Here is a 23,779-nt window from a genome sequence, read left to right on the forward strand (position 1 = left end):
CGGCCTACACCGCCAGCAGCCTGCGTACGTCGTCGCGCCGCAGCTCCTCGGCGTTCCCGGTGCGGACGACGTGCCCGGCGTCGAGGATGACGAACCGGTCGGCGAGCCGCAGCGCGATGTCCAGATACTGCTCCACGAGCAGCACCGCCAGCCCGGCGGCGTGCAGCCGCTCGATGGCCGCCTCGATCTCCAGGATGATCGACGGCTGGATGCCCTCGGTCGGCTCGTCCAGGATGAGCATCCGGGGACGGGTGACCAGGGCGCGGGCCATCGCGAGCTGCTGCTGCTGGCCGCCGGACAGGTGCCCGGCGCTCCGCCTGAGCATGGGCTTGAGCGCCGGAAACAGGTCCAGGGCCTCGTCCACGGCCTCCTTCGGCTGCTTGGCGGCCTCGACGGTGACCAGCAGGTTGCCGAGCACCGAGAGCTGGGGGAAGCACTGGTGGCCCTGCGGGACGTACCCCATGCCGAGCCTGACCCGCTCGTGCGGCTTCAGCCCGGTCACGTCGCGGCCGTCGAAGGTGACCGTGCCGGCCGTGGCGGGCAGCACGCCCATGACGGTGTTGAGCAGGGTCGTCTTGCCGACGCCGTTGCGGCCCATCACGCAGACGAGCCGGCCGGGCTCCACCTCCAGCGACACTCCGAACAGCACGCGCGCCCGTCCGTACCCCGACTCAAGTCCGTTCACCGACAGCAGCATCGCTCGGCCTCCTCCCGAGATAGACCTCCTGCACCCGCGGGTCGGCGCTGACCTGCTCCACCGACCCCTCCACGAGCACCTTGCCCTCGTGCAGCACGGTCACGGTGGACGCGTGCCGCCGCAGGAACTCCATGTCGTGCTCGACCACGATCACCGTGTGGTCCGCGGCGATCTCGGTGAGCAGCCGGCCGGTGCGCTCGCGTTCGTCTCCGGACATGCCGGCCACCGGCTCGTCCAGCAGCAGCAGCCGCGGCCGCTGCGCCAGCAGCATCCCGATCTCCAGCCACTGGCGCTGGCCGTGCGAGAGAACGCCCGCTGAACGTTCGGCGAGCTCTTCGAGCCCGGTCCTGGCCAGGGCCTCGGCGACGGCCTCGGAGACGCCGCGGCGCCGCCGGGCGAGCGACCAGAGCGGGCTGCGGAAACCGGCCGCCAGGTCGAGGTTCTCGAGGACGGTCAGCTCCTCGAACACCACCGACGTCTGGAACGTCCGGCCGACGCCGAGCCGGACGATCTGGTGCTCCTTGCGGCCTGCCAGGTCGTGGCCGGCGAAGCGCACGCTTCCCGCGACCGGCCGGGTCAGCCCGGTGATCACGTCGATCAGCGTGGTCTTGCCCGCGCCGTTCGGCCCGATGAGGAAGCGCAACTCGCCCTCGGGGACCGTCAGGTCCACGCCGTCGAGCGCCCGGTAGCCGTCGAACTCCACCCGCACGTCACGCAGTTCGAGCACGGCGCACCTTCCCGAGAAGCCCGGTGATCCCCTTGGGCGCCAGGGTCATGACCAGGATGAACAGCGCGCCCTGCAGGTAGAGCCAGCCGTCGGCGAACTGCTCGCTGAAGGCGGTCTTGGCGTAGCCCATGACGACCGCGCCCAGCACGGCCCCCGCCAGGACGTGCCGCCCGCCGACCGCCACCGCGACCACCAGCTCCAGCGACGGCACGACGCCGAGCAGCGCCGGCGAGATGATGCCGACGACCGGCACGAACAGCGCGCCCGCCAGCCCGGCCATGCCGGCCGAGATCGCGAAGGTGACGGTCTTGACGAGGGCCGGGTCGTAGCCGAGGAAGCGCACCCGGTCCTCGCCGTCGCGCACCGCCACCAGCAGCCGGCCGAAGCGGCTGTTCACGAGCTGCCGGGTGGCCAGGTAGAGGACGCCGAGCACGCCCGCGGTCACCAGGTAGAGCCCGCGCTGCGTGGAGTCCTCGGCGAGGTCCTGGCCGAACAGCTCGAAGAAGTTCGTCATGCCGTTGGTGCCGCCGGTCAGCCCCTGCTGACCGACCAGCAGGATGACCAGGGCGGCGGCCAGCGCCTGGGTGAGGATCGCGAAGTACGCCCCGCGCACCCGCTGCCGGAACACCAGCGTGCCGAGGACCGCCGCGAGCGCCATCGGCCCGAGCACGGCCATCGCGAGCGCGAGGACCGGGCTGGCGAACGGCGCCCACAGCGCCGGCAGCTCCTCCACGCCGCTCCACACCATGAAGTCCGGCAGCCCGCCGGGCCCGGCCTCGGTGAGCTTGAGGTACATCGCCATCGCGTAGCCGCCGAGCCCGAAGAAGACGCCCTGCCCGAGGGTGAGCATGCCGCCCTTGCCCCACGCCAGCCCGATGCCGAGCGCGACGATCGCGTAGCACAGGTACTTCGCCAGCAGGCCCAGCCGGAACGGCTCCAGCAGCAGCGGCGCGGCGACCAGCGCCACCACGGCGACGGCGGCGAACGGCAGGTTGCGCCGGATCAGCCCTCTCATGTGAGCACCCGCGATCGGAGCACGAACATCCCCTGCGGGCGCACTTGGAGGAACGCGATGATCACGGCGAACACGATCACCTTCGCCAGCGAGGCGTCCGACCAGAACTCGGCGTAGGAGTTGAGCAGGCCGAGCCCGGCCGCCGCGAGCACCGCCCCGCGCAGCTGCCCGAGCCCGCCCGCGACCACCACGAGGAAGGCGTCCACGATGTAGTACGTGCCGAGCCCCGGCCCGACCGGCCCGATGAGGGTGAGCGCCACCCCGGCCACGCCGGCCAGCCCGGAGCCGACGAAGAACGTCAGCATGTCCACCCGCCCGGTGTCGATCCCGCTGGTCGCGGCGAGCCGCCGGTTCTGCACCACCGCCTGCGTACGCCGCCCGAGCGCGGTCCGGTTGAGGTAGACCCAGACCGCGACCACGCCGGCGACGGCCAGCGCCATGATGAACAGCCGGTTGTAGGGCAGGATGCCGACGCCCCCGGCCAGCCAGGAGGGCGCGGGCACCTGCACGTTGGGCGCGCCGAACAGGTCGCGGGCGAGCTGCTGCAGCACCAGGCTGACGCCCCAGGTGAGCAGCAGCGTGTCCAGCGGGCGGCCGTAGAAGTGGCGGACGGCCGCGCGTTCCAGGACCAGCCCCATGGCCCCGGCGACGAGGAACGCCGCCGGGAGCGCGAGCACGAGGTCGCCGATGAGGAACGCGGTGTACGCGCCCGCCATGATGAACTCCCCGTGCGCCATGTTGATCACGCCCATCTGGCCGAACGTGAACGTCAGCCCGAGCGCCACGAGCAGCAGCACCGCCCCGATGGACAGCCCGATGGGGAGCTGGTTGACGAAGGCCGTCATCAGGAGGCCGCCAGCCCGGCCGCCCAGGGGTAGCCCTTCAGGTACGGGTCGGGCTTGATCGGCTCGCCGGAGTCCCACACCTGCTTGATCAGCCCGTCGGGCTGGATGATGCCGATGCGGGCGGTCTTGTACAGGTGCTGGTTCTCGCCGTCGATGGTGACCTTGCCCTCGGGGCGGTCCAGCGAGATGCCGGGCGCGGCCTTCTTCACCGCCTCGACCTCGGTGGTGCCGGCCTTCTTGACGGCCTCGGCCCACAGGTAGACGGCGTTGTAGCCGGCCTCCATCGGGTCGGAGGTGACCTTGTTCGCGCCGTACTTGGCCTTGTACGCCTTGACGAACGCCTCGTTGGCCGGGGTCTCGGTGGTCTGGTAGTAGTTCCAGGCGACCGGGTGGCCGGCGATGTTGTCCACGCCGATGCCGGTGACCTCCTCCTCGGCGACGCTGACCGACAGCACGGGCATCGTCTCGGCGGTGACGCCGGCGCTCTTGAGCTGCTTGAAGAAGGCGACGTTGCTGTCGCCGTTGAGGGTGTTGAACACGGCGTCCGGCTTGGCCTGGACGACCTTGTTGACGAGGGTCGAGTATTCGGTGTGGCCGAGCGGGGTGTACTCCTCGCCGAGGACCTCCATGCCGTTGGCGGCCGCGTACGCCTTGATGATCTTGTTGGCGGTGCGCGGGAAGACGTAGTCGCTGCCGACCAGGAAGACCTTCTTCTTGCCCTGCTCCTTCAGGTAGTCGAGGCCGGGGATGATCTGCTGGTTGGTGGTGGCGCCGGTGTAGAAGATGTACGGCGAGCTCTCCAGGCCCTCGTACTGCACCGGATACCACAGCAGCGCCTTGTAGCGCTCGAAGACCGGGAGCATGGCCTTGCGGCTGGCGGAGGTCCAGCCGCCGAAGACGGTGGCGACCTTGTCCTGCCTGATGAGCTTGGTGGCCTTCTCGGCGAAGGTCGGCCAGTCGGAGGCGCCGTCCTCGGCCACGGGGACGAGCTTCTTGCCGAGCACCCCGCCCGCCCGGTTGATCTCGTCGATGGCCAGCAGCTCGGCGTCGCGTACGGTGACCTCGCTGATCGCCATCGTGCCGCTGAGCGAGTGGAGGAGGCCGACCTTGATCTCCTGGGCCTCGGCGGCCGGCTGGGCGTTGGATCCGCAGGCCGCTAAGGCCAGGACGAGGGCTCCTGAGACAATCGGGCGGGAGATGCGCATGGCGGTTCCTTCCTGCCGACCGGTTCTGCGAGAAAGGTGACCCCGGCGCGTTTCGCGCGCGGATCCCGGGCGTTAATACGCCTTTGCCGGATCTTCACAAGTGCACATAACCCGTCATGTGCGCCTTCTCCGCAGCGCGAAACAGACCCGACATCCCCCGGCAACGGCGGCGAAACCCCCGGTTCCTATGGTCCGGCCATGCGGCTTACCTCACACGAGCAGGAACGGCTGCTCATCCACGTCGCCGCCGGGGTGGCGCGCGAGCGGCAGGCCAGGGGCCTGCGGCTCAACCACCCCGAGGCCACCGCCGTCATCGCCTCGTTCCTCATGGAGGGCGCCAGGGACGGGCGCACCGTGGCCGAGCTCATGGAGGCCGGCCGCGCGGTGTTGAGCCGGGCCGACGTCATGGAGGGCGTGCCGGAGATGCTGGAACGCGTGCAGATCGAGGCCACGTTCCCCGACGGCACGAAGCTCGTGACCGTGCACAGGCCGATCCCGTGATCCCCGGCGAGTACGCGCACCCCGAGGGCTCCCACCCGCTCAACCCCGGGCGCGAACGGACGACGCTGCGCGTGGTCAACACGGCAGACCGGCCGGTCCAGGTGGGCTCCCACTACCACTTCGCGGCCGTCAACCCGGGGCTGGAGTTCGACAGGAAGGCGGCGTGGGGGATGCGGCTGGACGTGCCCGCGGGCACCGCGATCAGGTTCGAGCCGGGCGTCGAGCGCGACGTCACGCTCGTGCCGCTGGCCGGCGGCCGGATCGTCCCCGGCCTGCGTCCCGAGTGGGCGGGGCCGCTCGATGGCTGACCTCTCGCGGGCCCGCTACGCCGCGCTCTACGGTCCCACCACCGGCGACCGGATCCGGCTGGCCGACACCGACCTGTTCATCGAGGTCACCGAGGACCTGTCGATGGGGCCCGCGGGCGCCGGCGACGAGGCCGTGTTCGGCGGCGGCAAGGTCATCCGCGAGTCCATGGGGCAGTCGCGCGCCACCCGCGCCGAGGGCGCGATGGACCTCGTCATCACCGGCGCGGTCATCCTCGACCACTGGGGCGTGATCAAGGCCGACGTCGGCATCCGCGACGGCCGCGTCCACGGCCTCGGCAAGGCCGGCAACCCCGACACCATGGACGGCGTGGACCTCGTCATCGGCCCGTCCACCGAGATCCTCTCCGGCAACGGCAAGATCCTCACCGCCGGGGCCGTCGACTCGCACGTCCACCTGATCTGCCCGCAGCTCCTCGACGAGGCCATCGGATCGGGCGTCACCACGATCGTCGGCGGCGGCACCGGACCCGTGGACGGCACCAAGGCCACCACCGTGACCGGCACCTGGTATCTCGGCCGCATGCTGGAGTCGCTCGACTCCTACCCGCTGAACTTCGCGCTGCTCGGCAAGGGCAACACCGTCAGCGCCGAGGGCCTGCTGGAGCAGTTGCGCGCCGGCGCCTCCGGCTTCAAGCTGCACGAGGACTGGGGCACCACCCCGGCCGCCATCGACGCCTGCCTGCGGGTGGCCGACGCGACCGGCGTACAGGTGACGATCCACACCGACACCCTGAACGAGGCCGGGTTCGTCGAGTCGACGCTCGCCGCCATCGGCGACCGGATGATCCACGCCTACCACACCGAGGGCGCGGGCGGCGGCCACGCCCCCGACATCATCCGCGTCGCCGCCTACCCCAACGTGCTGCCCTCCTCCACCAACCCCACCCGGCCGCACACCGTCAACACGCTCGACGAGCACCTCGACATGCTGATGGTCTGCCACCACCTCAACCCGTCGATCCCCGAGGACCTCGCCTTCGCCGAGTCGCGCATCCGGCCCACGACGATGGCCGCCGAGGACGTGCTGCACGACATGGGCGCGATCTCGATGATCGGCTCCGACTCGCAGGCCATGGGCCGCATCGGCGAGACGATCATCCGCACCTGGCAGACCGCGCACGTCATGAAGACCCGCCGCGGGCGGCTCGGCGACGGGCCGGCGGACAACCTGCGGGCCCGCCGCTACGTCGCCAAATACACCATCTGCCCGGCCGTCGCCCACGGCCTGGACGGCGAGGTCGGCTCCGTCGAACGCGGCAAGCTCGCCGACCTCGTCCTGTGGGACCCGGCGTTCTTCGGCGTCAAGCCGGACCTCGTGCTCAAGGGCGGCGTGGTCGCCTGGGCGCAGATGGGCGACGCCAACGCCTCCATCCCGACGCCGCAGCCGGTGCTGCCACGGCCCATGTTCGGCGCCTCGCCGGTCACCGCCGCGGCCACCTCGCTGCACTTCGTGGCGCCGATGGCGCTGGAGTCGGGGCTCGCCGACCGGCTCGCCGTGCGGCGGCGGCTCGCTCCTGCCGCCGACGTACGCCGGCGCGGCAAGTCCGCCATGCCGCTCAACGACGCCCTGCCGAGGATCGAGGTGGCGGCCGACACGTTCGAGGTGCGGGTCGACGGCGAGCTCATCGAGCCCGCCCCGGCCGTCAGCCTGCCCATGGCCCAGCGTTACTTCCTGTTCTGATGACCTCATGCTGAGTCCAGGTCTGCTGCTGCTCGCCGACTCCCGCCTGCCGGCCGGCGGCCACGCGCACTCCGGCGGCGCCGAGCGGGCGATCGCGTCGGGGGCGGTGCACGACGTGCCGTCCCTGGAGCGGTTCCTGCGGGGCCGCCTGCACACGGCGGGCGCGCTGGCCGCCGCCCTCGCCGCCGCCGCGCACGCCGCCGTGGTGGCCGAGCGTCCCGGGTGGGAGCTGCTGGACGAGGAGGCCGACGCCCGCACCGCCTCCCCCGCCCAGCGGGCGGCGTCCCGTACGCAGGGCCGCCTGCTGCTGCGGGTCGCCCGCCGGGTGTGGCCGGCCGAGGCTCTGGAGGAGCTGGCGCGGCGGACGCCGAGCCCGCACCACCCGGTCGCGCTCGGCGTGGCCGCGTACGCCGCCGGGGCCACGGCCGGGGAGGCGGCGCTGGCGGCGGCGTACCACGCGGTCAGCGGCCCGGCCACGGCGGCGGTCCGGCTGCTCGGCCTGGACCCGGTCGCCGTGCACGCCCTGCTCGCCGCCCTCGGCCCCGACCTCGCGGCGGTGGCCGGACGGGCGCACCCGCCCGGCTCATGGGCGGAGCTGCCCGCGTGCTCGGCCCCGGCCCTGGACCTGCTCGCCGAGCAGCACGCGAGGGCCGAGGTCCGGCTGTTCGTCTCCTAGGAAGGACCCTTCACATGGGCGCTCGACACGACGACCACCACCACGCTCCCGACGGCCACGGCCGGGCGCTGCGCCTCGGCGTGGGCGGACCCGTGGGCAGCGGCAAGACGGCCCTGGTGGCCGCGCTGTGCCGGACGCTCGGGCCCGTCATGTCCCTGGGCGTGGTGACCAACGACATCTACACCACCGAGGACGCCGACTTCCTGCGCCGCGCGGGCGTGCTCGACCCCGAGCGCATCCTCGCCGTCGAGACCGGCTGCTGCCCGCACACCGCCATCCGCGACGACATCGCGGCCAACCTCGACGCCGTCGAGACGCTGGAGGACCGGTTCGGGCCGCTCGACCTGGTCATCGTGGAGAGCGGCGGCGACAACCTCACGGCCACGTTCAGCCGCGGGCTCGCCGACCGGCAGATCTTCGTCCTCGACGTGTCGGGCGGCGACAAGGTGCCGCGCAAGGGCGGGCCCGGCGTCACCACCGCCGACCTGCTGGTGATCAACAAGACGGACCTGGCGCCGATGGTGGGCGCCGACCTCGGCGTGATGGATCGCGACGCGGCCGCCGTACGCGGCGAGCGCCCGGTCCTGTTCACCTCGATCCGCGAGCAGCCGTCGGCGGGCGCGGTCGCGAGCTGGGTCAGCGACCAGGTGACCACCTGGTCCCACGCGCACGCCGCCCCCGCCTCCTGATGCGTGCGGCCGGGATGCGTGCCGCCGCGGCCGTGGGGACGGCGCTCGGCCCCGGCGGGCGGAGCGTGCTGCGGCGGCTGGCCTCGGCGCCGCCGTTGACGCTGCGCCAGACCGGCCCGCACACCGTGCACCTGGTCTCGACGGCGGCCGGCCCGCTCGGCGGTGACCGCCTGTGGCTGGACCTGGACGTCGCTCCCCGTACGACGCTGGAGCTGGCGTCGGTGGCCGGCACGCTGGTCCTACCCGGCACCGGCGAGTCGGAGCTGCTGGTCACCGCCCGGGTCGGCGCGGGCGCGCGGCTCCGCTTCGTCCCCGAGCCGACGGTGCTCGCCGCCGGCTGCGCGCACCGGCTGATCGTCCGCCTGGAGCTGGAGCCGGAGGCGAGCGTGCTGTGGCGCGAGGAGATCGTGCTCGGCCGGCACGGCGAGCGGCCCGGCCGCTGCCGCACCCGCTTCGACGCCACCCTCGCCGGCCGCCCGCTGCTGCGGCAGGAGCTCACGCTCGGCGATCCCGGCCTCGACGCCTCCCCGGCGGTGCTCGGCGGGGCGCGCTGCCTCGGCACCACGTTCCTCACCGCCACCGCGAAGGAGCCCCTGGTGTCCGACGGGCTCGCGGTGCTGCCGCTGGCGGCGTCCGGCACGGTGGTGTCGGCCCTCGCCACGGACGCGGTGGAGCTGCGCGCCCGCCTGGAACGTGGGGAGCGCGCGGTGTCCGGAGATGGTGACGACACTGTCGCAGGCCGTGGCGGTGGCGCGCGGCCCGGCATACCCTGATCGTGTGGCCGAAGACCTGCAGCTCGTCCGCCGCCCCGGCCGCGGCTACCCGCTGGCCGTGACCGTCGTCGCGGCGCTCCTGGTGTTCTGTGCGATCCTGCCCTGGGCCGGCGTCGAGGCCAGGATCGGCGTGCTCGGCGCCGGGGTGTCGGGCGACGTGCGCGGCATCGACGACGGGCTCGGCGTCCATGCCCTGCTGGCCGGGCTGGCGGCGCTCGCCTGCGGGCTCGCCGGGCTGCTGGCGCATCCGCGCCTCGCCGCCCTGGCCGTGCTGCCCGGCGGGCTGGCCGTGGCCGCCACCCTGATGTTCCAGCTGCAGGGGGGCGGCGTGCGGGACCGGCTCTCGGTGGACCTCGGCCTGCTGTCGGTCACGCCGGTGATCAGGGCCGGCTGGTTCGCCACGCTGGCCTGCGCGCTCGCGCTCGTCGTGCTCGGGGTCCTGGCGCTGGTCAGGAGGGCCAGGCCCGCAGGCCAGTCGTAGCAGGTCAGTCGTAGAAGCCGAGGCGGCGCAGCTGCTTGGGGTCGCGCTGCCAGTCCTTGGCCACGCTGATGCGCAGGTCGAGGTAGACGCGGGTGCCGAGCAGCGCCTCGATCTGCTTGCGGGCCTTGGTGCCCACCTCGCGCAGCCGCTCGCCCTTGTGCCCGATGACGATGGCCTTCTGCGAGGGCCGTTCGACGAACATGTGGGCGTAGATGTCGAGCAGGTCGTCACGCCCCTCGCGGGGCAGCATCTCGTCGACGACCACGGCGATGGAGTGGGGCAGCTCGTCGCGTACGCCCTCCAGCGCGGCCTCCCTGATCAGCTCGCCGACCAGCACCTGCTCGGGCTCGTCGGTGAGGGTGCCGTCCTCGTAGAGCGGCGGCGACTCCGGCAGGTGCTTGATCAGCACGTCGCCGACGACGTCGAGCTGCTCGCCGGACTGCGCCGAGACCGGCACCACGTCGGCGAACTCCGCGATCTGCGACACCGCGAGCAGCTGCTCGGCGATCTGCTCGCGCGAGGCCAGGTCGCACTTGGTGACCACGGCCACCACCGGCGTCTTCTTCACCGCCGACAGCTTGTCGGCGATGAACCGGTCGCCCTTGCCGATCGGCTCGTTGGCCGGCACGCAGAAGCCGATCACGTCCACCTCGGTCAGCGTGGACAGCACCAGGCTGTCCAGTCGCTCGCCGAGCAGCGTGCGCGGGCGGTGCAGGCCGGGGGTGTCCACGATGACGAGCTGGGCGTCGGGACGGTGCACGATGCCCCTGATGGCGCGCCTGGTGGTCTGCGGCTTGGAGGAGGTGATCGCCACCTTGGAGCCGACCAGGGCGTTCATCAGCGTGGACTTGCCGACGTTCGGCCTGCCCACGAAGCAGGCGAATCCGGCGCGATGGCTGTCTGGCGAGGTCACCTCTGCATTCTGTCCTATCGGCGGGCGTGTTCACGCCACCAGGCGAACGCCTCGGGCGCCGCCAGCGGCATCCAGGCGGTGGTGTCGAGGCCGGCCAGCTCCTCCTCCCTCACCCACCGGCACTCGTTGATCTCGTCGCCGTCGGGCTCGGGATCGCCGGAGACGATCACGCAGGCGTAGCCGGCGATGACGTAGCCGACCTGGTGGCCGTTGGGGTAGCGGACGCGGAACTCCGGGCCGCCGTAGACGCCGACCAGGCCGCGTACCTCGATCTCGATGCCGAGCTCCTCGCGCAGCTCGCGCGCCACGGCGTCCTGGGGGCGCTCGTCGGGGTCGACGCCGCCGCCGGGCGCCGCCCACAGGCCCACGTCGCCGTGCCTGGCCACCAGCAGCCGCCCCGTCCCGTCGAAGACGAACCCGGTCACCGAGGGCAGCATGAGCAGGTCGCCGCCCACCTTCTCGCGCAGCCTGGCGAGGAACGGGGACATCGGCATGTCAGCTCCGCAGCGTGCCGTCGGGGCCGGCCACGAGCAGCGTCGGCACGCCCAGCTCGGCGGCCACGGCCCGGTCGGCGTCGCCCGGCTCGCCCTCGGTCACCACCGCGACCGCCTCCAGGGACCGCGCGCCGCTGGAGATGGCCATGGCCACCGCGACCTGCACGGCCGAGAGCGAGAGCGCGGCCAGCTTGACGTCGGTCGCCGAGTAGGTGCGCCCGGTCTCATCGCGCACCGCGGCGCCCTCGGCCGAGCCGTTGCGCGCCCGCGCGGCCCGCGCCAAGGTGATGATCTTGCTGTCTTCAGGGTCGAGAGTCACGCGCTCTAGATTAGGCGCCCCGGATCAGGTGCCGGCCATCGCCATGGCCGCCTCGACCACCTGCCTGGTGCGTGCCGGGTCCACGTCGTTCATGCCCGTGTGCACCACCGACACGAGCGTGTCGCCCACCCGGGAGAAGACCACGTCCAGCGCGTACGGATACCCGTGCAGCCGCCCCTGCAGCCGCGCGCCGACGGCGTCGTCCCCGGCGGCCTCCGGCGGCAGCTCGCTCAGCCACAGGTCGGTCCCCGACGAGGTGCGCACCACCTGGCACTCCCTGCGGGCCCTGTCCAGCTCGTCGAGGTGCGCCCCGGCCTCCCCGCCGGCGTACCGGGCCAGGCCCACCCCGGCCTGCTCCCCCAGTCCGTCGCCCTGGTAGCTGACCGCCGCCTGCGCGGTGAGCGCCTGGCCGGGCGCGTGCCCGGCGGCCGGCTCCAGCAGCGCGCGGCAACTGCGCTGCGCCGGGCCGAACGGCATCCGCCACGCCTGGTCGGGCCGGGCCGTGAAGCCGTCGGGCAGGCTCGGCTCCTTGCTGAGCGCCTCACGCAGCTGCGCCATCGCGCGCGGGTCGATGAAGCTCTCCCCGCCTCCGCCGCCGCAGCCCGCCAGCGCGCCCGTGAGCACTCCGGCGAGCGCCCAGGCGAGCAGGGCCGTGGCGGCGGTCCTCCGTCTTCGTCTCATGATTCCCCCAGCGCGGAAAATGCCCTGGGCGCTCACGAGGGGATCTCGGCGACACGCAAAAAGGGTGTCCTCATCCGGTATGCCGGACAAGAACACCCTTTACGCCGATCAGCGCCTCAGCCGGCCGCCCGGCCGGGACGCTGTCGTCCCCCCTGGAGTCGTCCTCCCGCCGCGAACCCCACCCGGCGTTCGGACGCCTCCCCCTTGACACCCACCGCACTGGATGTCGTGATTCACAGAGTGCCCGACGGTGCTTGCAGAAAACTTGTAGATCGCTTGCGAGCGGCCTTCCCGCCTACTCCTGCCCCGCGTTCGCCGGGACCGACTCCTCGTCCTCCTCGGGGGAGGCCACGCGACGTACGACGACGGTGCTGATGCGGTTGCGCCGGCCGGCCAGCGTCTCGGCGGTCAGCGACAGCCCGGCCACCTCCGCGTGGGAGCCCGCGATGGGCACCCGGCCGAGCGCGTGGGCCAGCAGGCCGCCGACGGTCTCGACGTCGTCGACCTCGATCTCGGTGTCGAACAGCTCGGCCAGCTCGTCGACCGGCATCCGGGCGGTGACCCGCAGGGCGCCGTCGGGGACCCGCTCGACCCGGGGGGCCTCCTGGTCGTACTCGTCGGTGATCTCGCCGACGATCTCCTCCAGGACGTCCTCGATGGTGACCAGGCCGGCGGTGCCGCCGTACTCGTCGATGACGATGGCGATGTGGATCTGCCGGGCCTGCATCTCGCGCATGAGCTGGTCGATGGGCTTGCTCTCCGGCACGTACGCGGCCGGCCGCATGATCGTCTCGACCGGCTCCTTGCCGCCGCCCTCGCCCGACTCGTGGATCTTGCGGGCGATGTCCTTGAGATAGGCGATGCCGACGACGTCGTCCTCGTTCTCGCCCGCGACCGGGATGCGGGAGAAGCCGCTGCGCAGCGCCAGCGACAGCGCCTGGCTGATCGTCTTGCCGCGCTCGATGTAGACCATGTCGGTGCGCGGCACCATGACCTCGCGCACGAGCGTGTCGCCCAGCTCGAACACCGAGTGGATCATCTCGCGCTCGTCCGGCTCGATCACCCGGCGCTCCTCGGCCAGGTCGACCAGGTCACGCAGCTCGGCCTCCGAGGTGAACGGGCCGTCGCGGAACCCCTTGCCGGGCGTGAGCGCGTTGCCGAGCAGGATGAGCAGCTTGGGCAGCGGGCCGAAGATGCGGGTGAGCCCGTAGACGACCGGCGCACTGGCCAGCGCGACCGGCTCGGCGTGCTGGCGGCCCAGCGTGCGGGGCATGACCCCGACCACCACGTAGCTGATCACGATCATCACGACCGCGGCCCAGACGTACGCCCAGCCCTGGTCCTCCATGACGTCGATGAACAGCAGCGTGGCGATGACCGTGGCCACCAGCTCGCAGCTCAGCCGGAGCAGCAGCAGCAGGTTGAGATAGCGCGGCGGGTCGGTCACGATGGCCTGCAGCCGCCGCGCCCCCCGCCGGCCGTCGCGGACGAACTCCTCGGCCCGCACGCGGGAGATGCGCGTCAGCGCGGTCTCCGCACTGGCGATCAGGCCACCGATGATGACGAGCGCGACGGCCAGGAGCAACCAGGGCACGTTCACCGCGAGTCGCGCACCTCCTGCCACGACTCCAGGAGCTGCGCCTGGAGCCCGAACATCTCCTTGTGCTCCTCCGGCTCGGCGTGGTCGTAGCCGAGCAGGTGGAGGATGCCGTGCGTGCACAGCAGTTCGAGCTCGTCGGCGGTGGCGTGGCCGGCCTCCTGGGCCTGCCGGGCGGCCACCTGCGGGCAGAGCACGACGTCGCCGAGGAGCGCCGGGTCGGCCGGGCTCTCGGAGTCGCCGCGCGCGCCGCCGCCGGGGCGCAGCTCGTCCATCGGGAAGGCGAGCACGTCGGTGGGGCCGGGCTCGCCCATCCACTTCTCGTGCAGCTCGGCCATGGCGTTCTCGTCGATCACGACGATGGACAGCTCGGCGAGCGGGTTGATGCCCATCTCGCCGAGCACGTGCGTGGCCAGCGCGACCAGGCTCTCCTCGTCGACGCCTACGCCGGACTCGTTGTTGATCTCGATGCTCATGGCCGGCGCTTCCCCCGCTGCTGGATGGCCTTGGGCTCCTGGGCCGCCTGCGAGGCGTCGTAGCGCCCGTAGGCGTCGACGATCTCGCTCACCAGCTTGTGGCGGACGACGTCGGCGCTGGACAGGCGGGCGAAGTGGATGTCGGGGATCCCGTCGAGGATCTCCTGGACCACCCGCAGCCCGCTGACCGTGCCCGAGGGCAGGTCGACCTGCGTGACGTCACCGGTCACCACGATCTTGGAGTTGAACCCCAGCCGGGTGAGGAACATCTTCATCTGCTCGGCCGAGGAGTTCTGTGCCTCGTCGAGGATGATGAAGGCGTCGTTGAGCGTCCTGCCGCGCATGTAGGCGAGCGGCGCGACCTCGATCGTCCCGGCGGCCATCAGCTTGGGGATGGAGTCGGGGTCGACCATGTCGTGCAGCGCGTCGTAGAGCGGGCGCAGGTAGGGGTCGATCTTCTCGTAGAGCGTGCCGGGCAGGAAGCCGAGCCGCTCGCCGGCCTCGACCGCCGGGCGGGTCAGGATGATGCGGTTGACCCGCTTCTCCTGCAGCGCCCGGACCGCCTTGGCCATGGCCAGGTAGGTCTTGCCGGTGCCGGCGGGACCGATGCCGAAGACGACCGTGTGCTTGTCGATCGCGTCGACGTAGCGTTTCTGGTTGACGGTCTTGGGCCTGATCGTGCGGCCGCGCGAGGACAGGATGTCGAGCGACAGCACCTCGGCGGGACGGTCGGAGGTCATGCGGAGCATGGCGATGCTGCGCTCGACCGCGTCGGGGGTGAGCTCGCCGCCGCTGCGGAGCACCTCGACGAGCTCCTCGAACAGGCGCACGACGACGCCGCTCTCGTCCGGGCTGCCGGTGACGGTGATCTCGTTGCCCCGTACGTGGATGTCGGCCTTGAAAGCGCCCTCGATGACGCGAAGCAGCTCATCACGGGAGCCGAGGAGGCTGACCATCGGGTATTCGTCCGGAATCAGCACCTTGGCTTGAGTGCGCGAGGGAGGTGCCGTGCGTCGGGATTCATGTAGTTCGGACATGGGCAGGCCAGTGGCCTGATGCCTCCCGGTCTCTTGCGGAGTTCTTCTCCGCCCATCGTATCCGGGGCCAGGCGGTTTGCTCGCGTCAATATCACCGCACCGGCCCCTCTCGACACCACAACAGGTCTAACCGGGCGGCTCTAACCGGGCGGCCAGGTGAGGTCGCGGCCGCCCAGGACATGGGCGTGCGTGTGGAAGACGGTCTGCCCGGCGGCGGGTCCGGTGTTGAAGACGACGCGGTAGCCGCGCTCGGCCACCTGGTCGAGCACGGCCACGGCGTGCGCGGTCTTCAGCACCTCGTCGGCCAGGCCGTCGTCGGCCTCGGCGAGCGCCGCCGCGTCCGCGTGGTGCTCCTTGGGGATCACCAGGACGTGGGTCGGCGCCTTGGGGTCGATGTCGCGGAACGCCAGTGTCCTGCCGGTTTCGTAGACGATCTCGGCGGGAATCTCCTTGGCGACGATTTTGCAGAAGAGGCAGTCCTTCACAGCAGCACCATACCGACCCGCCTCCCGCCCGCCGGTCCGTTGCGAATCGGTAATCGGCGGTGTCGTGCGCGGGAAGATCAACGCGGTTAGGGTGGGTGTGCGACACTTCAACAAAAAAGACGATTCAGGGTCGGGCGAGCGCCACCTGGCGAGGACACGACTGGGTAATGCACCCTAAGGAACCGGGGAAACCTCAAGAACCGGAAGAGCGTAAACCCACTGGGAAGGCCGCGCGTCCCACTGATGTGACCACCGAAACCCTTCTGGCCGACAGGTCGATGGGGGCGGTGCCGGTCGAGTGGGATGCCGACATGGCCGTTACCGCGCTCTACAGCGCGCACTTTCGGTCGTTGGTGCGTCTCGCTGTGTTGCTGGTGCGCGACATCGCGACCGCCGAGGAGGTCGTGCAGGACGCGTTCGTCGCCATTCACGGCGCCTGGCGCAGGCTGCGCGACCCCGACAAAGCACTCGCCTACCTCCGTCAGTCCGTCGTCAACCGCTCGCGTTCGGTGCTGCGCCACCGCGCCGTCGTCGAGAAATACGCGCCCAAGGGCCTGCCCGACGCGCCGAGCGCCGAGAACGGCGCGATCGGCGAGCTGGAACGGTCCGCCGTCATCGAGGCGTTACGAGCCCTCCCGACCCGGCAGAGAGAAGCACTGGTTCTGCGGTATTACGGTGATCTGTCCGAAGCTGAGATCGCTCACGCGATGGGCATCAGCAAGGGCGCGGTCAAGAGCCACACCGCCCGTGGCATGGCCGCGTTGCGATCCGTCCTGGAGAAAATGTCATGACCCTTCGCCCCGACGAGCACGGCGACCTCCTGCGCCGTGCGCTCCGCGCGGAGGCGGACGCGGTCGTGCCCTCGCCGGACGGTCTGGAGATCATCCGTGCCAGGATCGAGCGGCGCGGCGTGCGCAACCTCTTCTGGTGGCGGGCCGGCGCGGCCGCGGCCAGCGCCGTCCTGGTGGCCGGCACGATCGTCATGGTGGTGCCCGAGCTGCGGTCCAAGGTGATCAACGAGAGCCCGATCACGGTGGTCGATCAGGAGACCACGGGCAGGGTGCCGTCCAACTCCTCCACCACCCGCTCCCATCAGCCGCCCCCGCCTCCGCCCAGCCAGGACAACCCGGTCGTCGTGCCGCCGGAGCCCACCACCGAGTCGCCGAGCAAGCCGCCCAGGACCGCCGGGTCCACGAGCCGGCCGTCGCCGACCCCGCGTACGGAGACCACCACCACCTGCCCGCCCGTGGCCGCGACCCCGGGCGACGACTGCCCGGCCACGTCGGCGTCGCCGGCGCCCACGGAGGCCGACCCCGCCGCTCAGCCCTCGACGTGCCCCACCGAGCAGTGCCCGGCCGACAGCATCAGCGAGAGCCCCGCCGAGATCGCCACCCCGCTCATCGAGACCGGCGGCGGCACCACCCCTTAGCACCAGGTGTCGACCGGCGGCTCACCACCGGCCCGTGCGCGTGAGCAGCACGGCCGCCGCCGCCACCCCCGCCGTGGACGTGCGCAGCACCGTCGGCCCGAGCAGCGCCGGCGCCGCCCCCGCGGCCTTGAACCGGTCGAGCTCCTCGTCCGAGACGCCGCCCTCCGGCCCGACGACCACCACGATGTCGCCCTCGGCCGGCAGCGCCACCTTCGACAGCGGCTCGGCCGCCTCCTCGTGCAGCACCAGCCCGAGCGCCGCCCCGGCCAGCAATTCCGCCACCCGCGCGGTGGTGGCCGGCTCGCTCACCTCGGGCAGGTGGAAGCGGCGGGACTGCTTGCCCGCCTCGCGCGCGGTCGCACGCCAGCGGCCGAGGCCCTTGGCGACCTTGTCGCCCTTCCACTGGGCGATGCTGCGCGAGGCCGACCAGGGGACGATGACGTCCACCCCGGCCTCGGTCATCATCTCGACGGCCAGCTCGCCCCGGTCGCCCTTGGGCAGCCCCTGGACCACGGTCAGCCGCGGTCGCGGGGCCGGCACCTCGTAGCGGCGCAGCACGTCCAGGCCGAGCGCGTCCTTGGACGCCTCGCGCACCACGCACTCGGCGACCCGGCCGGCCCCGTCGGTGAGATCGACCCGCTCGCCGGCCCGCAGACGGCGCACCGAGGCGGCGTGGCGCCCCTCGGGGCCGTCGAGCGTCAGCTCCGGACCGTCGCCCAGCTCGGGGGCGATGAACACCGGAACGCTCACGTCACCTGCCGTTGAACGCGTCGCGCAGGCGCGAGAAGAAACCCTGCTGGCCCGGCGCGAACTTGCCCGGCGGGCGCTCCTCGCCCCGCAGCCTGGCCAGCTCGCGCAGCAGGTCCTCCTGCTGGGTGTCGAGCTTCGAGGGGGTCTCGACGTTGACGTGGATGAGCAGGTCGCCCCGGCCGGACTCGTTGAGGCGCTGCACGCCCCGCCCGAACATGGTGATGACCTGGCCGGACTGCGTGCCGGGCCGGACGTCGACCTCCTCGGTGCCGTCGAGCGTCTCGACCGCGAGCACCGTGCCGAGCGCGGCGGCCGTCATCGGGAGCTGGACGGTGCAGTGGAGGTCGTCGCCGCGCCGCTCGAAGATCTCATGGGCGCGCTCGACGATCTCCAGGAACAGGTCTCCGGGCGGGCCGCCGCCGGGGCCGACCTCGCCCTCGCCGGCGAGCTGGATGTGGGTGCCGTCCTCGACGCCCGCCGGGATGCGGACCTTGATGGTGCGGCGGGTGCGCACCCGGCCGTCGCCCGAGCACTCCTGGCAGGGGTGGCGGATGATGGTGCCGAAGCCGCCGCACTGCGGGCACGGCCGCGAGGTCATGACCTGGCCCAGGAACGAGCGGGTGACCTGGGAGATCTCGCCGCGCCCGTTGCACATGTCGCAGGTGTCGGGGTGGGTGCCGGGCGAGGCGCCGGCGCCGTGGCAGACCTCGCAGACCACGGCCGTGTCGACGACCAGCTCACGAGTGGTGCCGAACGCCGTCTCGCGCAGGTCGAGCTCGACCCGGATGGTGGCGTTGCGACCCCGGCGGGCGCGCGAGCGCGGGCCACGGGCGCCCGCGGCGGTGCCGAAGAAGGCGTCCATGATGTCGCTGAACGGGAAGCCGGCGCCGAAGCCCCCGGCGCCCGCTCCCGCGCCGGCGAAGGAGGAGTCGCCCCCCAGGTCGTACATCTGGCGCTTGTTCGGGTCGGACAGCACCTCGTAGGCCTGCGTGATCTCCTTGAACCGCTCCTGGGTGTCAGGATCGGGGTTCACGTCGGGGTGCAACTCGCGGGCGAGCCGGCGGTATGCCTTCTTGATCTCGTCCTGACTCGCGTCACGCCGCACCCCGAGGGTGGCGTAATAGTCGCTGTTTGCCACTTATCGACCTCTTATGATGCAGCCAGGATCTGGCTGACGTAGCGAGCCACCGCGCGCACGGCGCCCATCGTCACGGGATAGTCCATCCTGGTGGGACCCAGCACACCGAGCCGGGCGAGTTGGTTGTCGCCAAGACCGTATCCGGTCGCGACCACGGATGTGCCCTGGAGGTAGGGGTTTTCCGAGCCGATCCGTACGGTGAGGGCGGACGGGGTGTCGGGGGAGGTCTCGCCGAGCAGCCGCATGAGCACGACCTGCTCCTCCAGCGCCTCCAGCACGTCGCGCAGGCCGACGGAGAAGTCCGCTCCGGCGAGGTTGGCCGCACCCGCGAAGACGATCTTTTCGTCGTACCGCTCCACCAGGGTCTCCAGCAGCACGGACAGGATCGTGGCGGCGGCCGGCCGGTCCTCCACGGGCAGCCGCTCCGGCAGGTCGGCGACCAGCTCGGGAACGCTGCTGAGCTGGCAGCCGTCGAGGCCGGAGTTGAGCACCGCGCGCAGGTGCGCGATGCGGGTGTCCTCCAGCGCCTCGGGCAGCTCGACGACGCGCTGCTCGACGCGGCCGGTGTTGGTGATGAGCACCAGCATGACGCGGCGCTCGCTCAGCGGCACCAGCTCGACGTGCCGGACGGTCGAACGGGTGAGCGTGGGGTATTGCACGACGGCCACCTGCCGGGTGAGCTGCGCGAGCAGCCGCACCGTGCGCATCACCACGTCGTCCAGATCGACGGCGCCGGCCAGGAACGTCTCGATCGCCCGGCGCTCGGCGCCGGACAGCGGCTTGATCTGCGAGAGCCGGTCGACGAACAGGCGGTAGCCCTTGTCCGTCGGCACCCGCCCCGCACTCGTGTGCGGCTGGGTGATGTAGCCCTCCTCCTCCAGCGCGGCCATGTCGTTCCTGACCGTCGCCGGGGAGACCTTCAGATTGTGGCGCTCGGCCAGCGCCTTGGAGCCCACCGGTTCGTTGGTGGACACGTAGTCCTCGACAATGGCGCGGAGCACCGCCAGCTTCCGTTCGTCGAGCACGTGCTCACCTCCTGCCTCTGCCCGTAGGGAAAACGCGGTGCCTAGCACTCTGTGTTCCCGAGTGCCAAGTGTACGGCTCTCGCCCACAGGGTGCGATGACACCGGCTCCCATCCTCTTGCTAGCGTCTTACAAGCGACAGGCTTCACACTTGCGGACATGTCGGACGAAGCACAGCCCCCGTACGGGCCACCGCCCGGACAGGGTCCGTACCACCATCAGCCATTCCCGCCTCAGCCCGGATACGGCCCGCAGCCCGGCTCCCAGCCCGCATACGGGCCGCAGCCCGGATACGGTGGGCAGCCGGGATACGGCACGCCTCCACAGCCGTATGGTCCGCCGCCTCAGTACGGACAATACGGCCAACAACCACAGTTCCCACCACGAATCGATTCCAAAGCCATCAAACCCAGCTTGTGGTGGGTCGGCGGCGCCTGGATCGTGGCCGTGCTCTGCGGCGTCCTCGGCATCGTGCTCTTCGTGAACGGCGTCGCCGGCGGCGTGAACGACCTCGCGCCCACCAAGACGTTCGCCTCGGGGGAGAACGTCACCGTCACCGTGGACCCGGCCGACAAGCCCGCCGTCTACCTCTCCTCCGACACGCCGGTCACATACTCGTGCCAGATCGCCGGCGGATCGGGGCAGGCCAAGCTGGCCAAGACCGGCGGCTCGCAGACCGTCACGGTCAACGGCGTCGTGTGGGAGCAGATCCTCGTGGTCAACGCGCCCGCCAAGGGCGACTACCAGCTCACCTGCAGCAACGAGGAGTCGGCCGCGGTCAAGTACGGCGTCGGCAAGCCGCTGTCGTCCGCCGCCGGCGGGGTGGTCGGCGGGGTCGTCGCGCTGCTCGCGATCCCCGGCGCGGGCATCCTGCTCGCGATCATCGCCACCATCGTGGTCCTGGTGCGCCGCTCCTCCGCGCGCAAGCGCCTTGCGGCCGCCGGGTGATTTGCTACGGTCCCCCCTGTGTACGACGGTGATGTTCTGGCGGGTAACTGGCGGCGGCCCGGCAAGGGCAAGATTCCGAAGGTGCCCGCCGAGCCGGATCTCGTCGTGGAGGACGCCGACAGCGGCTTCTGCGGCGCCGTGGTGGCCTGCGACAAGGAGGCCGTCACGCTGGAGGACCGGTTCGGCAGGCGGCGGCTGTTCCCGCTGGCGCCGGCCGCGTTCCTCCTGGAGGGCAGGCCGGTGACCCTGGTGCGCCCCGCGCCGGCCGCCGCCCCCGAAGGCCCCCGGCGCAGCGCGTCGGGCTCCATCGCCGTCGAAGGGCTGCGGGCCCGCGTGGCCAGGGAGAGCCGCATCTACGTCGAGGGCGTGCACGACGCCGCGCTCGTGGAGAAGATCTGGGGCCACGACCTGCGGGTCGAGGGGGTCGTGGTCGAATACCTCGAAGGCGTGGACCACCTGCCGGACATCGTCGCCGAGTTCGGCCCCGAACCGGGGCGGCGGCTGGGGGTCCTCGTGGACCACCTCGTCCCCGGCTCCAAGGAGAGCCGGATCGCCGCCGAGATCACCTCGCCGGACGTGCTCGTCGTGGGGCATCCGTTCGTCGACATCTGGCAGGCGGTCAAGCCGTCCGTGCTGCGCATCCCCGCCTGGCCCGAGGTGCCGCGCGGGGTGCCGTGGAAGGAGGGCGTGATCGCCGCCCTGGGCTGGCGCCTGGAGCCGGCCGACGCCTGGCGGCGCATCCTCGGCGCCGTCTCGACCTTCACCGACCTGGAGCCCGAACTGCTCGGCCGGGTCGAAGAACTGATCGACTTCGTTACGGAGACATGATGAGCCAGGATCCCCACGCCCCGCCGCCGGACGACGACGCGACCCGGTACGTCCCGCCGTCGGCCGTCCCCCAGCAGCCGGGCTACGGCTACGGCCAGCAGCCGCCCTCCCAGCCCGGTTACGGGTACGGGCAGGAACCCCCTTCCCAGCCCGGCTATGGATACGGCCAGCAACCCCCTTCCCAGCCCGGCTACGGATACGGGCAGCAGCCCGGCTCCCAGCCCGGCTACGGGTACGGGCAGCAGCCCCCGTCCCAGCCCGCCTACGGGTACGGTCAGCAGCCCGGTTACGGGTACGGCGAGCAGCCCCCGTCACAGCCGGGCTACGGCTACGGCCAGCAGCCCGGCTACGGCTACCAGCAGCAGCCCCCGCCCGGCTACGGCTACGCGAAGCCCCCCGGCGGCCCGTACGTGCCAGGAATGCACGGCCCCCGCCCCGGCACCGACGACACCACGATGGCGATGCTGGCGCACCTGCTCGGCCTGCTCGCCTCCTGGATCGGCCCGCTGATCATCTACCTGATCAAGCGTGACCAGTCCCCCTACGTCCGCGACCAGGCGGCGGAGGCGCTGAACTTCCAGATCACGATGTTCATCGGCTACGTGGTGGCGGGCGTCCTGTCGGTGGTGTTCATCGGCGTCCTGCTGCTGCCGGTGATCTGGGTGCTGTCGCTGATCTTCCACATCCAGGCGGCCGTGGCCACGAACAAGGGCCAGCGCTACCGCTACCCGCTCTCCATCCGGATGATCACCTAGACCAGCAGGTCGCGTACGAGGGCGTCGGCCAGCAGCCGCCCCCTCAGCGTGAGCACCATCAGCCCGGCCTTGAACGGCTCGGGCTCCAGCAGCCCCCGCGCCAGCGCGTCCGCCACCACCGGGCGCGCCCGCGGCGCCACGTCGCCGAGCGGGTAGCCGGTGACCAGGCGCAGCTCCAGCATGAGGCGTTCGGCCGCGCGGTCGTCCGCGTCCAGGACCTCACGGGAGTGGGCGGGCGAGACGCCGGCGGCCAGGCGCTGGGCGTAGGCGGCGGGATGCTTGACGTTCCACCAGCGGGTGCCGCCCACGTGGCTGTGCGCGCCGGGCCCGGCGGCCCACCAGTCGCCGCCGGTCCAGTAGAGCAGGTTGTGCCGGCAGCGGGCCTGCTCGGAGGTCGCCCAGTTGGACACCTCGTACCAGTGGAAGCCCGCCTCGGCCAGTAGTTCGTCGGCGATGAGGTAGCGGTCGGCGGCCACGTCGTCGTCGGGCAGGGGCAGCTCGCCGCGCCGGATGCGGGCGGCGAGCCTGGTGCCGTCCTCGACGATGAGCGAGTAGGCCGACACGTGGTCGGGCCCGGCCTCGATCGCGGCGGCCAGCGAGGCCCGCCAGTCGTCGTCGGACTCCCCCGGCGTGCTGTAGATGAGGTCGAGGTTGACGTGCTCGAACCCGGCCTCCCTGGCCTCGCGCACGGCCGCCGCCGGGCGTCCCGGCGTGTGCTTGCGGTCGAGCACGCGCAGCACGTGCTCGCGGGCGCTCTGCATGCCGAAGCTGATGCGGTTGAACCCGCCGTGGCGCAGCTTCTCCAGCGAGGAGGGATCGACGGACTCGGGGTTGGCCTCCGTGGTGACCTCGGCCCCCGGCCGCAGCCCGAACTCGGAGTCGATCGCCGCGAGGATCCGCGCGAGATCCTCGGGCGGCAGCAGCGTGGGGGTGCCCCCGCCGAAGAACACGGTGTCCACCGGCAGCTCGCGCTCGCCCAGGACGCGCCTGGCGAGGCGCACCTCCTCCACGACCGTGTCGGCGTAGTCGCGCTGGGAGGCGCCGGGGCCGAGCTCGGCGGCGGTGTAGGTGTTGAAGTCGCAGTAGCCGCAGCGGGTCACGCAGAACGGCACGTGGACGTAGAAGCCGAACGGCCGCTCGCCGAGGCCGCGCAGGGCGCTGTCGGGCAGCTCGCCCGTGCTGGGCGCGGGGTCGCCGTCGGGCAGGGTGGATGGCACCCTTCCAGTCTGCCGGTCGTCAGGGGGTGGTCCCGCCTGCGGGATCGTTGACGCCCTGGTACGCGGGCTC

Annotated in this window: 29 protein-coding genes; 12 read left to right on the top strand and 17 right to left on the bottom strand. The window is 71.9% G+C overall.

Annotation, left to right across the window (positions count from 1 at the left end; translation table 11 throughout):
* Positions 1-4: 4 nt before the first annotated feature.
* From urtE to urtA, 5 genes are read right to left on the bottom strand one after another with little or no spacing between them, the layout of a single operon-like run.
* Positions 5-697 carry an urea ABC transporter ATP-binding subunit UrtE gene (gene urtE, locus ABD292_RS02365; protein ID WP_344204846.1) on the bottom strand — a complete coding sequence of 231 codons (693 nt, stop codon included), beginning with the start codon at positions 695-697 and terminating at the stop codon, positions 5-7.
* A complete protein-coding gene (gene urtD / locus ABD292_RS02370) occupies positions 672-1,424 on the bottom strand; it encodes an urea ABC transporter ATP-binding protein UrtD (protein ID WP_344204847.1) in 753 nt (250 codons plus the stop codon). Before urtD ends, urtE begins: the two co-directional genes overlap by 26 nt.
* On the bottom strand, positions 1,408-2,439 hold the full coding sequence (urtC, locus tag ABD292_RS02375) for an urea ABC transporter permease subunit UrtC (protein ID WP_344204848.1): 1,032 nt from the start codon (positions 2,437-2,439) through the stop codon (positions 1,408-1,410). The genes urtD and urtC overlap by 17 nt, the downstream gene beginning before the upstream one ends.
* On the bottom strand, positions 2,436-3,284 hold the full coding sequence (gene urtB / locus ABD292_RS02380; RefSeq protein ID WP_329582820.1) for an urea ABC transporter permease subunit UrtB: 849 nt from the start codon (positions 3,282-3,284) through the stop codon (positions 2,436-2,438). The genes urtC and urtB overlap by 4 nt, the downstream gene beginning before the upstream one ends.
* The gene (urtA, locus tag ABD292_RS02385; protein ID WP_344204850.1) at positions 3,284-4,489 is read right to left on the bottom strand and encodes an urea ABC transporter substrate-binding protein; all 1,206 of its coding nucleotides are present in this window, start codon (positions 4,487-4,489) and stop codon (positions 3,284-3,286) included. The genes urtB and urtA overlap by 1 nt, the downstream gene beginning before the upstream one ends.
* Before the next feature lie 198 nt (positions 4,490-4,687).
* Between urtA and ABD292_RS02390 the strand changes: the two genes are divergently transcribed.
* From ABD292_RS02390 to ABD292_RS02420, 7 genes are read left to right on the top strand one after another with little or no spacing between them, the layout of a single operon-like run.
* The gene (locus tag ABD292_RS02390; protein ID WP_329582825.1) at positions 4,688-4,990 is read left to right on the top strand and encodes an urease subunit gamma; all 303 of its coding nucleotides are present in this window, start codon (positions 4,688-4,690) and stop codon (positions 4,988-4,990) included.
* Entirely contained in the window at positions 4,987-5,298 is a 312-nt protein-coding gene (locus ABD292_RS02395) for an urease subunit beta (RefSeq protein WP_344204851.1), read from the top strand. Before ABD292_RS02390 ends, ABD292_RS02395 begins: the two co-directional genes overlap by 4 nt.
* Positions 5,291-7,000, top strand: a complete 1,710-nt coding sequence (locus ABD292_RS02400) for an urease subunit alpha (protein WP_344204852.1) — start codon at positions 5,291-5,293, stop codon at positions 6,998-7,000. Before ABD292_RS02395 ends, ABD292_RS02400 begins: the two co-directional genes overlap by 8 nt.
* A gap of 7 nt (positions 7,001-7,007) precedes the next feature.
* Positions 7,008-7,676 (top strand): urease accessory protein UreF, encoded by a 669-nt coding sequence (locus ABD292_RS02405; RefSeq protein WP_344204853.1) that lies wholly within the window; start codon positions 7,008-7,010, stop codon positions 7,674-7,676.
* Positions 7,677-7,690: 14 nt separating this feature from the next.
* Positions 7,691-8,365 carry an urease accessory protein UreG gene (gene ureG / locus ABD292_RS02410; protein ID WP_344204854.1) on the top strand — a complete coding sequence of 225 codons (675 nt, stop codon included), beginning with the start codon at positions 7,691-7,693 and terminating at the stop codon, positions 8,363-8,365.
* Positions 8,366-8,379: 14 nt separating this feature from the next.
* Positions 8,380-9,138 (top strand): urease accessory protein UreD, encoded by a 759-nt coding sequence (locus ABD292_RS02415; RefSeq protein WP_344204855.1) that lies wholly within the window; start codon positions 8,380-8,382, stop codon positions 9,136-9,138.
* A 4-nt stretch (positions 9,139-9,142) separates the two neighbouring features.
* Complete coding sequence (locus tag ABD292_RS02420; RefSeq protein WP_344204856.1) at positions 9,143-9,619, top strand: hypothetical protein; 477 nt, start codon at positions 9,143-9,145, stop codon at positions 9,617-9,619.
* A gap of 4 nt (positions 9,620-9,623) precedes the next feature.
* Here the strand turns inward: ABD292_RS02420 and era are convergent, their stop codons facing one another.
* From era to ABD292_RS02460, 8 genes are all read right to left on the bottom strand, one after another.
* Positions 9,624-10,532 carry a GTPase Era gene (era, locus tag ABD292_RS02425; RefSeq protein WP_344204857.1) on the bottom strand — a complete coding sequence of 303 codons (909 nt, stop codon included), beginning with the start codon at positions 10,530-10,532 and terminating at the stop codon, positions 9,624-9,626.
* A gap of 14 nt (positions 10,533-10,546) precedes the next feature.
* Entirely contained in the window at positions 10,547-11,026 is a 480-nt protein-coding gene (locus tag ABD292_RS02430; RefSeq protein WP_344204858.1) for an NUDIX domain-containing protein, read from the bottom strand.
* 1 nt (position 11,027) lies between these two features.
* Positions 11,028-11,345, bottom strand: coding sequence for a cytidine deaminase (locus ABD292_RS02435; protein WP_344204859.1), 318 nt, complete (start codon positions 11,343-11,345; stop codon positions 11,028-11,030).
* A 24-nt stretch (positions 11,346-11,369) separates the two neighbouring features.
* The gene (locus ABD292_RS02440) at positions 11,370-12,026 is read right to left on the bottom strand and encodes a hypothetical protein (RefSeq protein ID WP_344204860.1); all 657 of its coding nucleotides are present in this window, start codon (positions 12,024-12,026) and stop codon (positions 11,370-11,372) included.
* A 295-nt stretch (positions 12,027-12,321) separates the two neighbouring features.
* Complete coding sequence (locus ABD292_RS02445) at positions 12,322-13,626, bottom strand: hemolysin family protein (RefSeq protein WP_329582853.1); 1,305 nt, start codon at positions 13,624-13,626, stop codon at positions 12,322-12,324.
* The gene (ybeY, locus tag ABD292_RS02450) at positions 13,623-14,099 is read right to left on the bottom strand and encodes an rRNA maturation RNase YbeY (RefSeq protein ID WP_344204861.1); all 477 of its coding nucleotides are present in this window, start codon (positions 14,097-14,099) and stop codon (positions 13,623-13,625) included. The genes ABD292_RS02445 and ybeY overlap by 4 nt, the downstream gene beginning before the upstream one ends.
* On the bottom strand, positions 14,096-15,136 hold the full coding sequence (locus tag ABD292_RS02455; protein WP_344204862.1) for a PhoH family protein: 1,041 nt from the start codon (positions 15,134-15,136) through the stop codon (positions 14,096-14,098). Before ABD292_RS02455 ends, ybeY begins: the two co-directional genes overlap by 4 nt.
* Before the next feature lie 140 nt (positions 15,137-15,276).
* Positions 15,277-15,621 (bottom strand): histidine triad nucleotide-binding protein, encoded by a 345-nt coding sequence (locus ABD292_RS02460; RefSeq protein ID WP_344204863.1) that lies wholly within the window; start codon positions 15,619-15,621, stop codon positions 15,277-15,279.
* 278 nt (positions 15,622-15,899) lie between these two features.
* Between ABD292_RS02460 and ABD292_RS02465 the strand changes: the two genes are divergently transcribed.
* Both ABD292_RS02465 and ABD292_RS02470 read left to right on the top strand, forming a co-directional pair.
* Positions 15,900-16,412 carry a SigE family RNA polymerase sigma factor gene (locus ABD292_RS02465; RefSeq protein WP_033408433.1) on the top strand — a complete coding sequence of 171 codons (513 nt, stop codon included), beginning with the start codon at positions 15,900-15,902 and terminating at the stop codon, positions 16,410-16,412.
* Positions 16,409-17,050 (top strand): hypothetical protein, encoded by a 642-nt coding sequence (locus ABD292_RS02470; protein WP_344204864.1) that lies wholly within the window; start codon positions 16,409-16,411, stop codon positions 17,048-17,050. Before ABD292_RS02465 ends, ABD292_RS02470 begins: the two co-directional genes overlap by 4 nt.
* Positions 17,051-17,071: 21 nt before the next feature.
* On the opposite strand, the gene ABD292_RS02475 is transcribed toward ABD292_RS02470, so the two are convergent.
* Genes ABD292_RS02475 through hrcA form a run of 3 tightly spaced genes read right to left on the bottom strand, consistent with a single transcriptional unit; the run spans position 17,072 to position 19,963 of the window.
* On the bottom strand, positions 17,072-17,800 hold the full coding sequence (locus tag ABD292_RS02475; protein WP_344204865.1) for a 16S rRNA (uracil(1498)-N(3))-methyltransferase: 729 nt from the start codon (positions 17,798-17,800) through the stop codon (positions 17,072-17,074).
* 1 nt (position 17,801) lies between these two features.
* A complete protein-coding gene (gene dnaJ / locus ABD292_RS02480; protein ID WP_344204866.1) occupies positions 17,802-18,938 on the bottom strand; it encodes a molecular chaperone DnaJ in 1,137 nt (378 codons plus the stop codon).
* A gap of 11 nt (positions 18,939-18,949) precedes the next feature.
* Positions 18,950-19,963, bottom strand: a complete 1,014-nt coding sequence (gene hrcA / locus ABD292_RS02485) for a heat-inducible transcriptional repressor HrcA (protein ID WP_344204867.1) — start codon at positions 19,961-19,963, stop codon at positions 18,950-18,952.
* 412 nt (positions 19,964-20,375) lie between these two features.
* On the opposite strand from hrcA, the gene ABD292_RS02490 reads away from it, so the two are divergent.
* Genes ABD292_RS02490 through ABD292_RS02500 form a run of 3 tightly spaced genes read left to right on the top strand, consistent with a single transcriptional unit; the run spans position 20,376 to position 22,492 of the window.
* The gene (locus ABD292_RS02490) at positions 20,376-20,909 is read left to right on the top strand and encodes a hypothetical protein (protein ID WP_344204869.1); all 534 of its coding nucleotides are present in this window, start codon (positions 20,376-20,378) and stop codon (positions 20,907-20,909) included.
* An 18-nt stretch (positions 20,910-20,927) separates the two neighbouring features.
* Positions 20,928-21,737: a DUF3097 domain-containing protein gene (locus ABD292_RS02495; RefSeq protein WP_344204870.1), complete on the top strand. Its 810-nt coding sequence runs from the start codon at positions 20,928-20,930 to the stop codon at positions 21,735-21,737.
* Entirely contained in the window at positions 21,734-22,492 is a 759-nt protein-coding gene (locus ABD292_RS02500) for a DUF4870 domain-containing protein (protein WP_344204872.1), read from the top strand. The genes ABD292_RS02495 and ABD292_RS02500 overlap by 4 nt, the downstream gene beginning before the upstream one ends.
* Here ABD292_RS02500 and hemW read toward each other — a convergent pair.
* Positions 22,489-23,709: a radical SAM family heme chaperone HemW gene (hemW, locus tag ABD292_RS02505; RefSeq protein WP_344204873.1), complete on the bottom strand. Its 1,221-nt coding sequence runs from the start codon at positions 23,707-23,709 to the stop codon at positions 22,489-22,491. The genes ABD292_RS02500 and hemW overlap by 4 nt on opposite strands.
* Positions 23,710-23,779: the final 70 nt, after the last annotated feature.

This window comes from Nonomuraea bangladeshensis (genome assembly GCF_039529455.1).
GTDB classification, from domain to species: Bacteria; Actinomycetota; Actinomycetes; order Streptosporangiales; family Streptosporangiaceae; genus Nonomuraea; species Nonomuraea bangladeshensis.

Bases quoted from the DNA above. Each gene is read 5' to 3' on its own strand.
- urtE (WP_344204846.1), bottom strand. From the start codon at position 697: ATGCTGCTGTCGGTGAACGGACTTGAGTCGGGGTACGGACGGGCGCGC.
- urtC (WP_344204848.1), bottom strand. From the start codon at position 2,439: ATGAGAGGGCTGATCCGGCGCAACCTGCCGTTCGCCGCCGTCGCCGTG.
- urtB (WP_329582820.1), bottom strand. From the start codon at position 3,284: ATGACGGCCTTCGTCAACCAGCTCCCCATCGGGCTGTCCATCGGGGCG.
- urtA (WP_344204850.1), bottom strand. From the start codon at position 4,489: ATGCGCATCTCCCGCCCGATTGTCTCAGGAGCCCTCGTCCTGGCCTTA.
- ABD292_RS02390 (WP_329582825.1), top strand. From the start codon at position 4,688: ATGCGGCTTACCTCACACGAGCAGGAACGGCTGCTCATCCACGTCGCC.
- ABD292_RS02400 (WP_344204852.1), top strand. From the start codon at position 5,291: ATGGCTGACCTCTCGCGGGCCCGCTACGCCGCGCTCTACGGTCCCACC.
- ABD292_RS02405 (WP_344204853.1), top strand. From the start codon at position 7,008: ATGCTGAGTCCAGGTCTGCTGCTGCTCGCCGACTCCCGCCTGCCGGCC.
- ureG (WP_344204854.1), top strand. From the start codon at position 7,691: ATGGGCGCTCGACACGACGACCACCACCACGCTCCCGACGGCCACGGC.
- ABD292_RS02415 (WP_344204855.1), top strand. From the start codon at position 8,380: ATGCGTGCCGCCGCGGCCGTGGGGACGGCGCTCGGCCCCGGCGGGCGG.
- ABD292_RS02430 (WP_344204858.1), bottom strand. From the start codon at position 11,026: ATGCCGATGTCCCCGTTCCTCGCCAGGCTGCGCGAGAAGGTGGGCGGC.
- ABD292_RS02440 (WP_344204860.1), bottom strand. From the start codon at position 12,026: ATGAGACGAAGACGGAGGACCGCCGCCACGGCCCTGCTCGCCTGGGCG.
- ybeY (WP_344204861.1), bottom strand. From the start codon at position 14,099: ATGAGCATCGAGATCAACAACGAGTCCGGCGTAGGCGTCGACGAGGAG.
- ABD292_RS02455 (WP_344204862.1), bottom strand. From the start codon at position 15,136: ATGTCCGAACTACATGAATCCCGACGCACGGCACCTCCCTCGCGCACT.
- ABD292_RS02465 (WP_033408433.1), top strand. From the start codon at position 15,900: ATGGGGGCGGTGCCGGTCGAGTGGGATGCCGACATGGCCGTTACCGCG.
- ABD292_RS02470 (WP_344204864.1), top strand. From the start codon at position 16,409: ATGACCCTTCGCCCCGACGAGCACGGCGACCTCCTGCGCCGTGCGCTC.
- ABD292_RS02500 (WP_344204872.1), top strand. From the start codon at position 21,734: ATGATGAGCCAGGATCCCCACGCCCCGCCGCCGGACGACGACGCGACC.